Below are 15,744 nucleotides of genomic sequence, written 5' to 3' on the forward strand. Positions count from 1 at the left end.
CCGAGGACGCCCCTGATCAGGGCGGCAATTCGTTTGCGGTGCGGAATCGGGTGACACACGATAGGCGTTGTCCAACAGGCGGCTCTTCAACAAGCGCCGAATCGGGCACCCTGATAGGTGACAGCGCCGACTAGCAGGAGGACTGACCCACACCGTGACAGCAACAGAAAGATCCATCCAGCTCGTCAGGCTCGCCGCCGAGGCGGCGGCGGACAAACTGGCCGACGACATTCTCGCCTACGACGTGAGCGACCAGCTCGTCATCACCGACGCGTTCGTGCTCTGCTCCGCCACCAACGACCGTCAGGTCCGCGCCATCGTCGACGAGATCGAGGACCGGCTGCGGATCGGGGCCGACGCCAAGCCCGTCCGTCGCGAGGGTGAGCGCGAGGGCCGCTGGGTCCTGCTGGACTACATCGACATCGTCGTGCACGTCCAGCACGAGGAGGACCGCACCTTCTACGCGCTGGAGCGCCTGTGGAAGGACTGCCCCTCCATCTCGCTGCCGGACAGTGTGACCCAGGTCGCCGCCCAGCGCGCCCGCGGGACGGTAGCTGAGTGAGTCGCCGCGTCGTCTGCCTCAGGCATGGCCAGACGCTGTGGAACGTCGAGCACCGCTTCCAGGGCCACAGCGACATCCCCCTTGACGAGACCGGGATCGCGCAGGCCACCCGCGCGGCCTCGCTGCTCGCCGCTCTCCGCCCGAGCAGGATTGTCTCCTCCGATCTCCAGCGCGCCTTCGACACCGCCTCGGCGCTGGGCCGCGTCACGCGCCTGGACGTCAGTGTCGACAAGGATCTGCGAGAGCGGGGCGGAGGCCAGTGGGAAGGGCTCACCCGGGAGGAGATCTCCAAGAGGTGGCCCCGGGAGTTCGCCGACTGGGAGGCGCCGGGCGGTGAGGCGGTCACCGACGTCGCCGACAGGGTCTCCTCGGCCATCCGCCGCTGGGCGGCGGAGATCGACTCCGACGGCCTGCTGGTCGTCGCCTCCCATGGGGCGGCGATCCGGCTCGGTATCGCCAAGCTCATGAACCTGCCGCAGGAGCTCTGGCCCGCCCTGGGAGGTCTCGGAAACTGCTCGTGGTCGGTGCTGGAGGAGGGGCGTAAGGGCTGGCGTCTGCTGGAGCACAACGCGGGGACCCTCCCCGAGCCGGTCAGCAGCGACGACAACCCCGAGGTCACCCAGGATTAACCTTCGGGCGGCGCGGCTTGCGCCCCGGTGGCGGGCGCGGGCCGTGTGGTCGTCGATTAGGTGAACACGCCGGTGTCCTTATATGCTTCCCGAGCGCCGCAACGAGAGCACTCGAAGCGGTGACCAGGGGCTATGGCGCAGCTGGTAGCGCGCCTCCATGGCATGGAGGAGGTCTGGGGTTCGAATCCCCATAGCTCCACCCACGGACGGGTGATCGGATCGTCGGCGCGGTGAGCGCCGGTGGGAGGTCGCCCGCGATCTCCCTGGCAAGGCCACCCTCCGGGTGGCCTTGTTTCGTTCAGGGGCGTGTCGCGGGCACGTCCGGGCGCCGTACCTCCTGGTATGGTCGGGGCGTGAGTGCGGCGCGTGACCGTTGGTTGGACGAGGGCATCCGGGTGCTGGCCGCCGAGGGGGCCTCGGGGGTGCGCATCGACCGGATCGCCGCCCGCCTGGGATTGTCCAAGGGGTCCTTTCACCACCATTTCGATGGTGCCGAGGGATACAAGCGCGACCTGCTGGCGTACTTCGAGCGTTTGTCCGTCGAGGCGTTCGACCGGGCGATCGCCGAGGTCGAAACGCAGGGTGACGCGCGCGCCGTCCTCGGGAGGCTGACCGAGCTGATCCGGTCGCGGGATACGGGGCTCTACCGCCCGCAACTGGAGGCCGCGGTACGTGCCTGGTCGATGTCGGATCCTGGCGTGGGGGGGGGGGGGGGGGGGGGCGGGCCCGGGGGGGGGGGGGGGGTGGGGGGCGGGGGGGGGCCGCCCCGCCCCCCCCCCCCTCGACCAGGTCAGGCTGTCGGCGTTGCAGCGCGTCTGGCGGCCCCATGTCGCGACGGACGCGGAGGCGAGACGAGCCGCGCTGCTTCCGTATCTCCTGGCCGTGGGGGCCACCGTGCTGGTCCCGCCCGTCGGTGCCGAGGAGTTGAGGGGCGTCGTCGAGATGCTTCTGCCCCTGGTGCCTGAGGAGTCGACCACCGCCGCCGACTGAGGCGCGACATCGATTCGCGCTCCGCGACATGGGCCGGCCGGTTTGCCGGACCCTCCACGGCATCGCCGGTCGGATTTCTGTGCGGTTCATGGCATCGGCCGACCGGTTTCCCGCGCGGTTCATGACGTCGGCCGGCTGCTTTCCCGCGCGGTCCACGCCGTTGTTCGACCGGGTTTCCGGGCGGCCCATGTTCTCCTTCACCTGAGCGTTCAGCTGAGCGGGAGGAAGGACGGTGACCCGCCCGCACGTCCCGGCGTCGGAGGATCCTTGCCGCTTTTCCATACCATGCCGTATGGTACGTTTCGAGTCGAGAGCGTACGAAGGGAGGACGACCTTGACGCACCTTCCTGATCCGGTGTGGCCCGTCGTGGTGCTGGCTTTCATACAGGTGGTCGACGCGATCCTGTGCGTCAGGCCGGTGGCTTTCGTCGCTCAGTGCCTGGAGGACGTGAAGTGGCCGCGAAGACACTGGTGGGTGATGTCGCCGATCAAGTTCGCGGCGGCGGCCGGCCTGCTGGCGGGCATATGGATCCCCTATCTGGGGGCGGTCACCTGCGCCGCGCTCGTCCTGTACTTCCTCGTCGCGATATCGATGCACGTGGCGGCGAGAGACTTCGGCAGGAACCTCTTCCTCAACGCCACGGGCATGCTCGTCGTCTGCCTCGCCACCGGCGTGTTCTGTTTCGTGATCCGGTGACGGCCGATCACGCGGGACGACACGTCGGCCGAGTCGGGTCAGCGGGTCAACGAGGAGGTGGGGGATGCCCGCCGTTCCCGCGTCCCCGGAAGGCGAACGTCATCCCGGTTCTTCGCGATGGAGCGCTTCGATCACGGATCATCAGAAGAGACCGCGAAGGCGAGCTTCCGGCTCGCCCGCCGTGCCGGTCGCGCCTCCTCCGTCTGGACGCGAGACCGGCGCGGCGGGGCGAGCCGGAAACCATGGACGCGGGGTGACGTCCGCGTTCCCCTTCATGATCGAGCAGCCGGAATGGGGAAACAGCCCGTTTGAGCATTGCTTAAGGTGCGCTTACGCGTGATCTAACCAATGTCCGCTCACGCGTGGTCCGGGCAACGCTTCGCACTTCGGGTGATCCGGCCGTTCGATTACCCGTGCTCTGGCCGACGTCCCGAGAAGCACGTCGTGAGCCGGCCCCGTATCGGCCGAGGCGTACTCTCCGGCGCGGTCCACGACACGGTCCCGGCCGCGCCGCTCAGCGCCTCGCGTCCCTGCGGGACCAGCGGCCGCCGACCAGACGCCGGGCGGTACGGGGGGGACGGTCGTGCGGTTCGGTGCGGAACCAGAGCTGGACTCTGGCGCCGCCGAGTGAGGACGCGTCGATCCGCAGGGTGCCGCCGGAGGACTCGGCGAGCCTGCGGGCGATGTCCAGGCCGAGCCCGGTGGATCCCGCCCCGCTGGTCCCACGTCGCAGCGCCGCCTCGGGGTCGCCGATGCCGGGACCGGCGTCGGCGATCAGCACGCCGACGGTGCCCGAGCCCTGGTGCAGGGTCACCGTGAACGCCGTGCCCTCGGGGGTGTGCCGGAAGACGTTGCCGAGCAGGGCGTCCACCACGGCGCTGAGCTCTCCCGCGGCGACCGGCACCCGTGCGGGCGCCGAGGCGCCGATCAGCTCCCAGGGGCGCCTCTGGTCCTCGGCGAGCGCCGACCAGAAGGCGAGCCGTTCGCGCAGCACCTCGGCGGCGTCACAGTGGACGAGCTCCGGTGCGCGGGAGGGCTGCCTCGCCGCCGCGATGATCTGATCCACCTCGGCCTCCAGGCGGCTCAGCGCGCTCCTGCTCTGCTCGGCCTCGGGTCCCAGGTGGTCCAGGCTGAGCCGGAGCGCGGTGAGAGGGGTGCGCAGGCGGTGCGACAGGTCCGCGGCCATCTCCCTTTCCGCGGCCAGCAGCTGGGTCACGCGGTCGGCCATGCTGTTGAACGCCTCGCCGGCCGCGACGAGCTCGGGCGGGCCCTCGGGCTCGATGCGGACGCTGAGGTCCCCGGCGCCCAGGGCGCTCGCGGCCCGTCCCAGCCGCCGGGCCGAGCGCACCACGCGTACGCCCAGCCGGTCGCCGACCAGGAGTGATCCGGCGACGAGTACCGCGGCCACCCCGCTCAGCACCGCCCACGACGAGGCGACGCCTCGGGTGAGGTCGGCCGGCGGGATGAAGATCTCGATGACCACGGTCCTGTCACCGTCCAGGGCGACGGGTCGCAGCAGGAGGTAGCCGGTGTCCATCTCGGAGGTGACGGCCCGGGTCAGGCGGGAGGCCGCGGCCACGGTCTCCGCGGGGGCCCTCACGGTACCGGCCGAGCCGCCGCCGGGCAGGTGGACCCCGATGCGGTCCCGTGCGCCGGTGCTGAGCAGCGCGTGGGTGAGCCGGTCGGGATCGACGGTGATGGCGAGCACGGGGACCAGCGCCGACGCCTGCCGCTCCGCCTCGGCCATGGCCCGGCCGTGGGCGATCTCCCTGACGATGAGCCCGAGCGGGATCAGGAAGGCGAGGGCGACCATCGAGGTTCCCGCGACGGTGAGCAGGGCGAGGGTCCGCCTCACGGCGGTGTGATCAGCATGACCCCCACGCCGCGTACGGTGTGCAGGTAGCGGGGGGAGGACGCGCTCTCGCCGAGTTTGCGCCGCAGCCATGACAGGTGGACGTCGATCGTCTGGTCGTCCCCGTAGGACTGTTGCCAGACCTCGGTGAGCAGTTCCTTGCGGGAGACCACCCGGTCGGCGCGGGTGGCGAGATAGGCGAGGAGGTCGAACTCGCGCCTGGTGAGGGTGAGCGGGGCACCGTCCAGGTGGGCCTCGCGCCGGTTGAGGTCCACCGACAGGGCGCCGACGCACAGGACCGGGGGTGGGGTCGCGCTCCGCGCCCGGCGCAGCACGGCGTCCAGGCGGGCGTTCAGGTGGTCGCCGGAGAACGGTTTGACCAGGTAGTCGTCGGCCCCCGCCTGGAGGAGGCGGACGATCTCCGCCTCGTTGTCCCTGGCCGTGGCCACGATGACCGGGACGCTGGAGACGCTGCGGACCATCTTGAGCGCCTCCGCCCCGTCCAGGTCGGGCAACCCGAGGTCGAGAACCACCGCGTCCGGGGGGTTCTGGGTGATCTCTCGCAGCGCGTCGAGCGCACGCCCCGCGCTGCGTACGGCGTGCTGGCGCCTGCTGAGTTCCTGGATGATCGCGGATCGTACGTATTCATCGTCTTCGACCACTAGCACCGTCGCCATGCCATGTAACGGTAGTGAACAGTGGGACATATGACGTAATAATTCACGATATGCGGCAGACGCTGGGGTTCATAGCGGTGTGGTGCGGGGCCACCGTCCTGGCGATCTCGGTCGCCTGGTTCGGCGTCCGCGACGTGCTCCGCAGCGAGGTCTTCGAGGACGCGAGCATCGAACCCATCAACGCCGCCATCGGGCGTACGGGAGACTCGCGACTCCCCCGGGGAGCGCCCACGGGACCGCAGGTACTCGGCACGCCGACAGCGGCCTCCTCCGCGCCTTCCTCCGGGCCGGACCGGACCCCGGCGCCCCGCTCCACCGCGCCCGCACGCGGCACCGCCAGGCCGAGTTCCGCCCCCTCTCCGTCGAGGACCGCCGCGGCGCGGGCCCGCACGCGGGAGGGCGATTCCTCCCGTTCCGGGCCGTCGTCCGCGCCGTCCAGGCCGCGCGGAACCCAGGCGGCCACCTCGTCGCCCGCCACGCCCAGGGCGACGGCCACCAGGACGCGATCGATCTCCACCGAGAATCTGCGCGTGGTGAACGTCAAGGGTGGTTCGGTCTCGTTCGCCATCGAGAACGGCGTGTGCCGTCTGATCGCCGCCGCGCCCAACGCGGGCTACGAGGCCAAGGTCGCCTCGGCCACCGGCTGGATCAGGGTCGACCTCGTCCAGGGAGAGCACGGTTCCGCGGTCTTCTGCATCGGAGCGGAGGGCCGCACCGACCTGTGGGAGTACTAGGCCGCCCCTGGTGGACGCCGGGGCGAGCGAGGGCCGGCCTTCAGGCGGGTCCGGGGTGCCGGTCGCCGAGTTCGCGCAGTCGCGCGGCGGCCTCGGCGACACGCTCCTCGGAAAAGACCGCGATGCCGTGCCGTTCGAGCAGGGCGGTGGTCACCCCGTGGCCGGGCACGCGCCCGCCCCCGAAGGCGCCGTCGTAGATGACCAGGCTGCCGCAGGAGGGACTGCCCTCCTTCAGAATCGCCACCCGCACACCGTGGGTCCGCGCGGCGGCGAGCGCCGCCCGTGCGCCGGAGAGAAAGGACTCCGTGACGTCGGCACCCTCGGCGGTCAGCACCCGGGCCGCCCCGGACAGCACCGCCTCGCCCCCGGCGCCGTCCTCGATCTCCGCGGCCGGGCGCGGCACGGGCAGACCGCCCTCGACCTCGGGGCAGAACGGGACGAGCCGCCCCTGTCGCCGCCACGTGGCCAGCAGGGCGTCGCCGCTCGTCTTGGCGGCCCCGTCGTAGCGGACCTTCCGTCCCATCAGGCAGGCACTGACCAGGATCCTCTCCACGGACCCAGAGTACGTGGCGCGGAGCGGAGGGCGAGGGGGCCGGGCAGTACCCTGCTGCCCATGCTTTTCGATCCCCTGAGGTCTCGATGATCGGCCCGCTCGCGACCGGCCTCATCCTGCTGTCGCTGTTGGTCGGGATCTTCGCGCTGGTGAGTACGGCGAGGAACAGGGCGATGAGCAGACCGCTCCTCGTCGCGCTCGGAGTGCTGGAGATCGGCCTGCTCGTCCAGGCCGGGTTCGTGATCGCCGCGCTGGTGCGGGGCGAGGGGCCCGCGGAGACGGCCACGCTCATCGGCTATCTGGCGGGCAGCCTGGTGATCCCGCCGGTGGCGGCGTTCTGGGGGATCGGTGAGCGGTCGCGCTGGGGGCCCGCGGTGATCGCGGTGGCGGGTTTCGCGATTCCCGGCATGGTCGGGCGGATGCTCCAGGTCTGGCAGGGGCTGCCGTGAGCGAACCGGCGATCGGCAGCGGGCCGGGACGCGCGCTGGTGGCGGTCTACGGGGTGTTCGCCCTCGCCGCGGGGGCGCGTGCCGCCGTGCAGATCGCCACCCGGTTCCAGGAGGCTCCGCTGGCCTACGCGCTGTCGGCGTTCGCCGCGGCCGTCTACGTCGTGCTTACCGTGGCGCTGGCCAGGGGGAACAGGACCCTGGCGCTCGTCGCCTGCGGTGTCGAGCTGGCCGGGGTGCTCATCGTGGGAACGCTCAGCATGGTCGACCCCGAGGCCTTCCCGCGTGCCACGGTCTGGTCGGGTTACGGGAGCGGATATCTTTTCATCCCGTTTGTGCTTCCTGTCCTGGGCCTTTACTGGCTTTTGCGGCGCCGCTAGTTAGGCCCGTGCCTCACCGGGCAGGTCTGGTTCCCGAACCGACCAAACCACAAGGGAGGCACGGTCATGAGCTCGATTGAACAGTCAGTGGACGTCAACGTTCCGATCCGGACCGCGTACAACCAGTGGACCCAGTTCGAGAGCTTTCCCGAGTTCATGGAAGGCGTCGAGTCGATCAAGCAGCTGAGCGACACGCGCACGGCGTGGGTCGTCGAGATCGCGGGGGTCCGCCGGGAGTTCGAGGCGGAGATCACCGAGCAGCACCCCGACGAGCGGGTGGCCTGGAAGTCACTGGACAAGCCGCACCAGGCGGGCGTGGTGACCTTCCACCATCTCGGTCCCGACAGCACCCGGGTCACGTTGCAGATGGAGTACGACCCCGAGGGGTTCGTCGAGACCGTCGGTGACTGGCTGCAGCTCGTCCGGCTGCGCGTCCGCGGCGACCTGGAGCGTTTCAAGGCTTTCGTCGAGTCGCGCGGCGACGAGACCGGCGCGTGGCGTGGCGACGTTCCCGGCCCGCACGAGCGCGGCGGCGATGTCGCCGGCACCGGTGGGGTCACCGACCGGCCTCTGAGCGACCCGGGCCTGGGGGAGCATCGCGGCACCGGTACGGGGGGCGGTCACGGGTTCGGTGAGCCGGTGCCGCCGCGTACGGTGGGCCAGCCCTACCCGGCGGACCCGGATCTTCCTCCGCCCGGTGGTGAGCCGCTGCCCCCGGCGGGGCGCAGGCCGGGCGAGGAGCCGCCGCTCACCCCGGGGCCGCGCATCTGACGCTCGCCGACCGGGGCCGCGTGCCCGGAAACCGCCGTCCGGACCTGGGGGACTCTCGTCCGGGGTGGGCGTCCGGTGCGGTCGGTCCCAGGCCGCGCGTCCGATCCCAAGGCGCGCTCGGTGACGTCCCAGGCGTCCGCTGCCCGAACCGTCCGGGATTCCGGGCATCCGGAGGCCGGGGAGTCGTGCCGGTGCGTGAGAAAGCCGGGCCACGATCTGTAAAGAGGATCGTGGCCCGGCTTTCACGTTGTCAGTGATTCGTCCTGTTCGGATTCGACACGCCAGGTCAGGAACAAACTGAGGTTTCACTCCTGTTACAGTCGGGGTCAGCCAATCATCCTACGATTGGATGAAACCACTGAGGAGGACTGAAACCAGCATGAGCGTGCTCACCCATCAGACCAGGGGCCGCACCGATGGAACCACGGGCTCTCTCGCCTGGTTGCTCGTACTGGGAATCGTCCTCGCGGCACTGAACCTGCGTACCGCCGTCACGAGCGTCGGACCGGTCCTCGACCAGATAACCTCCGGCCTGGGCATGACCGCCGTCGGAGCCGGGCTGCTCACCACGCTCCCGGTGCTCATCTTCGCCTCGGTCGGCGCGGTGACGCCCGCCCTCGCGGTGAGGGTCGGAGAGCACCGCCTTCTGCTCCTCGCCCTCGTCGTCCTCGGTGCGGGCCTGCTCATCCGCTCGATGGTGGGCTCGGCCGAGGTGTTCCTCTACAGCAGTGCCCTGGCGCTGTCGGGCGGCGCGGTGGGCAACGTGCTCATCCCCAGCCTGATCAAGCGTCACTTCCCCGGCCGGGCCGGGACCATGACCACCGTCTACACCACCGCCCTCGCGGTGGGCACGATGCTCGCGGCCGCCGCGACCGTGCCCATCCAGCGGGCCACCGACGGCAACTGGCATGTTGCCCTGGGGGTGTGGGGGGCGCTCGCGGCCGTCGCCGCCATTCCGTGGCTTGCGCTCTCGCGCAGTGAGCCGGAGCGGCGCGGCACGAGCGGGGGCACGGGGGCCCGTGCCCTGCTTCGTAGCAGGCTGGCCTGGGCGGTCGCCGCTTATTTCGGCACCCAGAGCATGGTCGCCTACATCATGTTCGGCTTCCTGCCGAAGATCCTGACCGACGGCGGCTACACCACCGCGCAGGCGGGCCTGGTGCTGGGCGTCTTCACCGCGATCGGTATCCCGGTCTCGCTCCTGGTGCCCTCGATCGCGTCGCGGTTCTCCGACCAGAGGCCCGTGGTTGCCGCCTTCGTCGTCTTCTACACGGTCGGATTCCTCGGACTCTGGCTCGGTCCCTCCGGCCTGGCCTGGGTCTTCGCGAGCCTGGTGGGCGTCGGTATGGGGTCGTTCCCCCTCGCGCTCACGATGCTCGCCATGCGCACCCGCACCCCCGAGGCGACGGCCGCGCTGTCGGCCTTCGGGCAGAGTGTCGGATACCTCATCGCGGGTGCCGGGCCCCTGGTCGTCGGCGTCATGCACGAATCGACCGGCGGCTGGACGCTGCCGTTCCTGCTGCTGTTCGCGGTGGTCGCCGTCCAGTTCGTGACCGGCTGGCACGCCGGTCGCCCTGGATATCTGGAGGACGAGCGGTCCCTCGCGCGCTGATCGACCGCGCCGATGCGGCTCGCGCCCCTTCGGGGGCGGCGCGAGCCGCATCGGCATGAACACCGGCATGACGGGATGACGCCGATCGCGGACTCGACGCGCGTCACGCGTCCCGGCGGAAAGGCCGAGGGGGTTCGGTCGACCGCCACCTGGTAAACAGTTGTTTACCGTCGCCCTCTACCATGCGAAGGCGGCAGTCGACAGCGGAGGAGCGGGCAGTGACGGGAACGACCCTCGCCGAACCTGGCACCACACGGCAGGGCAGACAACTCTGGCTGACCCTGGTGGCGCTCTCCACCGCCGGGATGGTCGTGTCCGTGCAGCAGACCGTGGTCATTCCGCTGCTGCCCAGGCTCATGGTCACCTTCGGCGCGTCGGTGGCCGAGGTCACCTGGGTCTTCACCGCCTCGCTGCTCGCCGCGGCGGTGGCCACGCCGCTGCTTTCGCGCCTCGGGGACATGTACGGCAAGAAGCGGATGATCCTGTTCACCGTCGGCCTGCTCGTACTGGGCTCGCTGGTCTGCGCCCTGTCCGGTTCCCTCCCCGTGCTGATCGCCGGGCGGGCTCTGCAGGGTGCCTCGGCGGCACTGATCCCGCTGGCCATCGGCATGATCAGGGACACCTTCCCGCCCGGCAGGGTCATGACGGCGATCGGGGTGGTCAGCGCCACCATGGGTGTCGGCGGCAGCCTCGGCATGATCGTCACCGGTCTGATCGCCGACCGCACCCCCGATCACCACCCGGTCTTCTGGATCACGGCTGGGCTCAGCGCGCTCGCGATCGTTCTCATCGTGCTGAGCGCTCCCGGCGACGGAGCCGGCGCCGGGGGCCGCCCCGACCTCATCGGCGCGGCGCTGCTGTCGGCCTGGCTGGTCTGCCTGCTGCTGGCGATCTCCAAGGGCAACGACTGGGGCTGGAGCTCGGGAGTCGTCCTGTGGCTGTTCGCGGGCGCGGGCGGATTCTGTGCCGTCTGGGTCTTCAGCCAGCTGCGGCTCCGGGCGCCGATGGTACGGCTCCACCTGCTCGTCGGGCGTCGGTCCCTGCCGGCCAACGTGGCGTCGATGCTCCTGGGTTTCGCCATGTTCGGCTCCTTCACCCTGGTCTCAGGATTCATCCAGACGCCCTCGTCCGCCGGGTACGGCTTCGGCGGGTCGGTCCTCGACGTCGGCGTCTACGCCCTGCCCAGCACCGTGACGATGCTGCTCGCCTCCTTCACGGCGGGCCGTCTCTCCGCCCGGCTCGGTCCCGCCTACTCCCTCGCCCTCGGCGCGGCCCTGTGCGCCACCGGATTCGGCTGGTTCACCCTCTTCAACGACTCGGTGCTCCATCTGGTCGGCTCCAACGCCGTACAGGGCCTGGGGTTCGGCATCGGCTACGCCGCGCTGGGGGCCCTCGCCGTGCAGCACGTGTCCAGGGACCAGAGCGGCATCGCGAGCGGCATCAACTCCCTGGTCCGCTCCATCGGCGGCAGCCTCTCCGGCGCCGCGACCTCCGCGCTCCTCACCTCGATCACCATCGCGGGAACCTCCGTCCCCTCCCGCGACGCGTACGTGATCTCCTTCGGCATCATCACCGCGAGCGCCGCGGGCTCCGCGGCCGTCGCGCTCGCGACCGGAATGAGGGCGCGAGGACTGTCCCGAATCGGCTAGGATTTCATCTGCATCGCAAGGGGCTATGGCGCAGCTGGTAGCGCGCCTCCATGGCATGGAGGAGGTCTGGGGTTCGAATCCCCATAGCTCCACGTGTGACCGGGACCTGCGGGTCCGCCTTCAGGGGCGGCCTCCCGCAGGTCCCGTTCTCGTTTACCCGGCGGGACGACCCCCGGGTCCTCCCACTCGGAGTCCGGGTCGAGTGAGCCGTGCCTTTGCTCGCAGGTTTTTCCGGTGACCGGCGTTCGCCTTTTGTGCGGTGGCTCCGTTGCGGGCCGCCTATTTCCCACGGTGGATATGAGACGTACGATGCGGGCGATATAGGCAGCGGGAGGAATCCTGGTATGGCTGATACGGTCGTTCCGTTCGAGCTTTTCGGCTCCGACTATTTTCGTGACCCCTATACGGCGCTTGACTGGTTGCGGGTCAACTCGCCTGTTCATCGATACGTCTTCCCGCTCGGCGACGTCCCCATGTGGGTGGTGACCAGATACGACGACGCTCAGGCCATCCTCGCCGACACGCGGTTCAGCACCGCCGAGTGGCGCGGGAGCGCCGAATTCCACGCGGCGGGATTGTCCATCGGTGGAGAGAGCATACTGGCGCAGACCATTCCGGGACTCGATCCACCGCAGCACACCCGGGTCCGGCGGTGCGCCATGAGCGCGTTCACTCCGCGAGCCGTCGAAAAATGGCGGGAGGATATCCGGCGCGTTATCGACCTGACCATAAAAGATTGGGAACCGGGGCAGGAACGGGATCTGGTGTCGGAGTTCGCGGCGCCGATTCCACCTTCGGTGATCGCGACGCGCCTGGGGTTCACCCTGGAGGGGCGGGAGGATCTCGCCCGGGACGTGGACCTGCTCATCTCCACCGACCCGGCCGAACATCCGCTGATTCCGGGGGCGCGGGAGCGTTTCTGCGAACGGGGCCGCGAGCTCGTCGCCAGGAAGCGGGCCGAACCCGGTGACGACCTCACCTCCGCCTTCATCCGCGCGGCGGACGAGGAGGGGCGGATCACCGAGGACGAGCTGGTGGCGATGGTGATCATCATGATCATCGCGGGGGTCGGGACGACCAAGATGTTCATCGGCAACGCGATGCTGGCGCTGCTGGACCACCCCGACCAGCGCGCGCTGGTCACCGGGGATCCCGGCGTCCTGGGCCGGTCGGGCATCGAGGAGCTGCTGCGCTACGAGTCGCCGGTCGCCTCCGTGCCCTGGCGGTTCCCCACCGAGGCGATCAAGGTGAGGGACGTGGAGATCGCGGCCGGTGAGCCGGTGATGGTCATGATCGCGTCGGCCAACCGTGACCCGGAGGTCTTCGACGATCCGCATCGCCTCGACCTCACCCGCAGCGGGGCGCGTCACCTGGGACTCGGGCACGGTATCCACAACTGCCTCGGGGCGGCCGCCGCGCGGTTGATCAGCGAGATGGCTCTCGCCACTCTCGTCGAGCGGTTCCCGGATCTGCGGCTCGCCTGCCCTCGGGAGGAGATACGGCGTCACGAGGTGTGGGCGTTGAACGACTACCGTGCTCTGCCCGTCGTCCTGTGACGGGCCGGCGTCTGGAGGTGGACCGAGCCCTGTGTTTCGGCACCGGGCTCTGTTCCGCGACGGCCCCCGGGTTGTTCACGCTCGGCGCGGATCGGATCGCCGTCGCGCGCGAGGGCGAACTCACCGACCCGGACGACATCTCGCTGGCCGAGGAGGTGGCGGACTGCTGTCCCCGTGAAGCGATCATCCTTCGTTCCCGGGACGCGGGTTGAGTCGTCGCGGCCCGGTCATCTCGTGAACCCGCCGGACCCGCGCCGTAGTCCTCCGGCGCGGTTCCGGCGCTCACGGATCGCGTGCGGCGATCGTCGAACCTCTGCTGCGTGGCGCGGTTCGCGCCGGGACAGGACTACCTCGATTCCTGCCGTGGCGGCCGATTCGCGCCGCGCGACCTAGGATCGGGCCATGCCGTTGACCGCGAACGACGTCGGCCGGTTCGAGGCCTCCAGACCGCGCCTGGAGGCCATCGCCTATCGCCTCCTCGGCTCCGGCGGGGAGGCCGAGGACGCCGTGCAGGAGACGTTCCTGCGCTGGCAGGCCGCCGACGTCGGCCGCATCGAGGTCCCCGAGGCCTGGCTGACGAAGGTCCTCACCAACCTGTGCCTCAACCAGCTCGCCTCCGCGCGGGCGCGCCGCGAGACCTACGTGGGCCAGTGGCTTCCCGAACCGCTGCTCGCCGGAGACCCGATGCTCGGCCCGGCCGAGACCGCCGAGCAGCGCGAATCGGTCTCGTACGCGGTCCTCACCCTCATGGAGCGCCTCCACCCCAACGAGCGGGCGGTGTACGTGCTGCGGGAGGCCTTCGGCTACTCGCACCGGGAGATCGCCGAGATCCTCGACATCACCGAGGGTGCCAGCCAGCAGATCTTCCACCGGGCCAGGAAGCGCGTCGCGGACGGCAAAGCCCGAACCGAGGTCGACGAGGCCGCGACCCGGCGGATCGTCGAGGAGTTCCTGGCGGCCGCGGCCGGCGGCCAGGTCGAATCGCTCGTGCGGCTGCTCACCGAGGACGTCGTCTCGATCGGAGACGGTGGAGGAAAGGTTCCGGCCCGCGCCACGGCGTTCGAGGGCTCCGTCGCGGTCGCGAAGTTCCTGCGGGGCCTGTTCGCGTTCGGCAAGGGCGTACGCGCCGTGGTCGGCGGTATGCCCGAGGTCTACGCCTGGACCGCCAACGGTGACCCCGCCGTCGTGGCCGTCATGGACGGCCGGGTCGTCGGTGTCATGTGTCTGGAGGTCACCGCCGAGGGCATCGCCGCGTTCCGTCACCAGGTCAATCCCGACAAGCTCGACCGCGCGACCGCGCGCTGGGCGGCCACCGATCACGGGGAGCCTCTGTTCGGCGCTTCCTGATCACTTCCGATCACTGTGTGAGGTGCTTCACATCGCGTTCCTGTCAGGAAACGGCGGGCCGCCCGGTTCAAAGGGCAAACCCGCGCGAGATAGGAGCAAGGGAATGCAGCACCGCATCATCGTTCTTGGAGCCGGATATGCCGGAGCCATCGCCGCCGGTCGCCTCGCCAGGCGGCTCCGCCGTGAGGACGTCGCGATCACCCTCGTCAACGCCGAGCCCGACTTCGTGGAACGCGTCCGCATGCACCAGCTGGCGGTCGGCCAGGATCTCAGGCCCCGGCCGTTCAGTGAGATGTTCGCGGGCACCGGCGTCGAACTGCGGATCGCGAAGGTCACCGGCGTCGACGTCGACGGCAGGACCGTCGCCGTCGTCGACGCGAACGGCGCGGAAGAACTCGCCTACGACACGCTCGTCTACGCCCTGGGCAGCGGCTGGAACTCCCAGGGCGTCCCCGGGAGCGCCGAGCACGCCTACGAGATCGCCGGCCGGCCCGGAGCACTCCGGCTGCGTGAGCGCCTGGCACGCCTGGGCGCCGGACAGAGCGTGGTCGTCGTCGGCGGAGGTCTCACCGGCCTGGAGGCCGCGGCCGAGATCGCCGAGGCGCGCCCGGACCTCGACGTCGCGCTCGCCGTCCGTGGCGACCTCGGTGGCCACTTCTCGCCCGGGGGCCGCGAGCACCTGCGGAAGGTCTTCGGCAAGCTCAAGATCACCGTGCACGAGCACGCCGTCGTCACCGGGGTCGAGGCCGAGCGCGTCACCACCGCCGACGGCAGGGGCATCCCGGCCGCGGTCACCGTGTGGACCACCGGCTTCGCCGTCCACCCGATCGCGGCGGCGACCGGCCTGAAGGTCACCGGCACCGGCCAGATCGTGGTCGACGAGACCATGCGCTCGGTCTCGCACCCGGAGGTGTACGCCGTCGGCGACGCGGCGATGGTGGCGGGCCCCGGAGGCAAGCCGCTGCGGATGTCGTGCGCCTCGGGAGGGCCGACCGCGTGGCAGGCCGCCGACGCGATCGCGGCGCGCCTGACCGGCGGGAGACTCCCGAACACGCCGATCCGCTACATCAATCAGTGCGTCTCACTGGGTCGCGGGGAGGGGCTGATCCAGTACGTCACCGCCGACGACCGTGCGGTGCGGGCGGTCCTGACCGGACGGTTCGCGGCCGTCTACAAGGAGCTGGTCTGCAGGGGCGCCGCCTGGAGCGTCGCGAACCCGACGCTCGGGCTGCCGGTTCGGCGTCGCCGTGTCACGCGGGAGGGGGCCGCGGTGGTCGGCTCGTGATCGACCG

General features: G+C 70.5%; 18 protein-coding genes, 2 tRNA genes and 1 pseudogene. 17 read left to right on the forward strand and 4 right to left on the reverse strand.

All coding sequences use genetic code 11. The features are described from left to right. Positions 1-154 precede the first annotated feature (154 nt). From rsfS to ACFY3D_RS38085, 6 genes and pseudogenes are all read left to right on the forward strand, one after another. The gene (rsfS, locus tag ACFY3D_RS38060; RefSeq protein ID WP_350945821.1) at positions 155-562 is read left to right on the forward strand and encodes a ribosome silencing factor; all 408 of its coding nucleotides are present in this window, start codon (positions 155-157) and stop codon (positions 560-562) included. After that, positions 559-1,191, forward strand: coding sequence for a histidine phosphatase family protein (locus ACFY3D_RS38065; RefSeq protein WP_350945822.1), 633 nt, complete (start codon positions 559-561; stop codon positions 1,189-1,191). Before rsfS ends, ACFY3D_RS38065 begins: the two co-directional genes overlap by 4 nt. Positions 1,192-1,317: 126 nt before the next feature. After that, positions 1,318-1,390: transfer RNA gene (locus ACFY3D_RS38070), tRNA-Ala, on the forward strand. Positions 1,391-1,544: 154 nt separating this feature from the next. After that, a pseudogene (locus ACFY3D_RS38075) lies at positions 1,545-1,670 on the forward strand (TetR family transcriptional regulator); the annotation flags it as partial. Positions 1,671-1,995: 325 nt separating this feature from the next. Beyond that, positions 1,996-2,181 carry a hypothetical protein gene (locus ACFY3D_RS38080; protein ID WP_389989238.1) on the forward strand — a complete coding sequence of 62 codons (186 nt, stop codon included), beginning with the start codon at positions 1,996-1,998 and terminating at the stop codon, positions 2,179-2,181. 334 nt (positions 2,182-2,515) lie between these two features. Next, the gene (locus ACFY3D_RS38085; protein ID WP_362905364.1) at positions 2,516-2,878 is read left to right on the forward strand and encodes a DoxX family protein; all 363 of its coding nucleotides are present in this window, start codon (positions 2,516-2,518) and stop codon (positions 2,876-2,878) included. Between the two features lie 514 nt (positions 2,879-3,392). On the opposite strand, the gene ACFY3D_RS38090 is transcribed toward ACFY3D_RS38085, so the two are convergent. The 3 genes from ACFY3D_RS38090 to ACFY3D_RS38100 are packed head-to-tail and all read right to left on the reverse strand — an operon-like array spanning position 3,393 to position 5,951. Further along, positions 3,393-4,733 (reverse strand): sensor histidine kinase, encoded by a 1,341-nt coding sequence (locus tag ACFY3D_RS38090; protein WP_389989193.1) that lies wholly within the window; start codon positions 4,731-4,733, stop codon positions 3,393-3,395. Next, positions 4,730-5,407 (reverse strand): response regulator transcription factor, encoded by a 678-nt coding sequence (locus ACFY3D_RS38095; protein WP_350945826.1) that lies wholly within the window; start codon positions 5,405-5,407, stop codon positions 4,730-4,732. The genes ACFY3D_RS38090 and ACFY3D_RS38095 overlap by 4 nt, the downstream gene beginning before the upstream one ends. A 43-nt stretch (positions 5,408-5,450) precedes the next feature. Then, positions 5,451-5,951: a hypothetical protein gene (locus ACFY3D_RS38100; RefSeq protein WP_389989195.1), complete on the reverse strand. Its 501-nt coding sequence runs from the start codon at positions 5,949-5,951 to the stop codon at positions 5,451-5,453. Here ACFY3D_RS38100 and ACFY3D_RS38105 point away from each other — a divergent pair. Further along, complete coding sequence (locus ACFY3D_RS38105; RefSeq protein WP_389989197.1) at positions 5,938-6,141, forward strand: hypothetical protein; 204 nt, start codon at positions 5,938-5,940, stop codon at positions 6,139-6,141. The genes ACFY3D_RS38100 and ACFY3D_RS38105 overlap by 14 nt on opposite strands. 40 nt (positions 6,142-6,181) lie before the next feature. On the opposite strand, the gene ACFY3D_RS38110 is transcribed toward ACFY3D_RS38105, so the two are convergent. Then, entirely contained in the window at positions 6,182-6,694 is a 513-nt protein-coding gene (locus ACFY3D_RS38110) for a DUF523 domain-containing protein (protein WP_389780372.1), read from the reverse strand. Positions 6,695-6,780: 86 nt separating this feature from the next. Here ACFY3D_RS38110 and ACFY3D_RS38115 point away from each other — a divergent pair, with 86 nt between their 5' ends. From ACFY3D_RS38115 to ACFY3D_RS38160, 10 genes are all read left to right on the forward strand, one after another. Continuing rightward, a complete protein-coding gene (locus ACFY3D_RS38115) occupies positions 6,781-7,143 on the forward strand; it encodes a hypothetical protein (protein WP_350945830.1) in 363 nt (120 codons plus the stop codon). Further along, positions 7,140-7,520: a hypothetical protein gene (locus ACFY3D_RS38120; RefSeq protein ID WP_350945831.1), complete on the forward strand. Its 381-nt coding sequence runs from the start codon at positions 7,140-7,142 to the stop codon at positions 7,518-7,520. Before ACFY3D_RS38115 ends, ACFY3D_RS38120 begins: the two co-directional genes overlap by 4 nt. Positions 7,521-7,586: 66 nt before the next feature. Beyond that, the gene (locus ACFY3D_RS38125; RefSeq protein ID WP_389989199.1) at positions 7,587-8,291 is read left to right on the forward strand and encodes an SRPBCC family protein; all 705 of its coding nucleotides are present in this window, start codon (positions 7,587-7,589) and stop codon (positions 8,289-8,291) included. Positions 8,292-8,670: 379 nt separating this feature from the next. After that, on the forward strand, positions 8,671-9,900 hold the full coding sequence (locus ACFY3D_RS38130; RefSeq protein ID WP_389989201.1) for a CynX/NimT family MFS transporter: 1,230 nt from the start codon (positions 8,671-8,673) through the stop codon (positions 9,898-9,900). A 218-nt stretch (positions 9,901-10,118) separates the two neighbouring features. Continuing rightward, positions 10,119-11,549, forward strand: coding sequence for an MFS transporter (locus ACFY3D_RS38135; RefSeq protein WP_389989203.1), 1,431 nt, complete (start codon positions 10,119-10,121; stop codon positions 11,547-11,549). A 19-nt stretch (positions 11,550-11,568) separates the two neighbouring features. Next, positions 11,569-11,641 (forward strand) — tRNA-Ala (locus ACFY3D_RS38140). 252 nt (positions 11,642-11,893) lie between these two features. Next, entirely contained in the window at positions 11,894-13,105 is a 1,212-nt protein-coding gene (locus tag ACFY3D_RS38145) for a cytochrome P450 (protein ID WP_362905348.1), read from the forward strand. Next, the gene (locus ACFY3D_RS38150; RefSeq protein WP_362905345.1) at positions 13,102-13,317 is read left to right on the forward strand and encodes a ferredoxin; all 216 of its coding nucleotides are present in this window, start codon (positions 13,102-13,104) and stop codon (positions 13,315-13,317) included. The genes ACFY3D_RS38145 and ACFY3D_RS38150 overlap by 4 nt, the downstream gene beginning before the upstream one ends. Positions 13,318-13,507: 190 nt before the next feature. Then, on the forward strand, positions 13,508-14,452 hold the full coding sequence (gene sigJ / locus ACFY3D_RS38155; RefSeq protein WP_389989205.1) for an RNA polymerase sigma factor SigJ: 945 nt from the start codon (positions 13,508-13,510) through the stop codon (positions 14,450-14,452). A 103-nt stretch (positions 14,453-14,555) separates the two neighbouring features. Then, a complete protein-coding gene (locus ACFY3D_RS38160; protein ID WP_389989207.1) occupies positions 14,556-15,737 on the forward strand; it encodes an NAD(P)/FAD-dependent oxidoreductase in 1,182 nt (393 codons plus the stop codon). Positions 15,738-15,744: the final 7 nt, after the last annotated feature.

It is taken from the genome of Streptosporangium sp. NPDC000509 (assembly GCF_042898365.1).
GTDB lineage: Bacteria > Actinomycetota > Actinomycetes > Streptosporangiales > Streptosporangiaceae > Streptosporangium.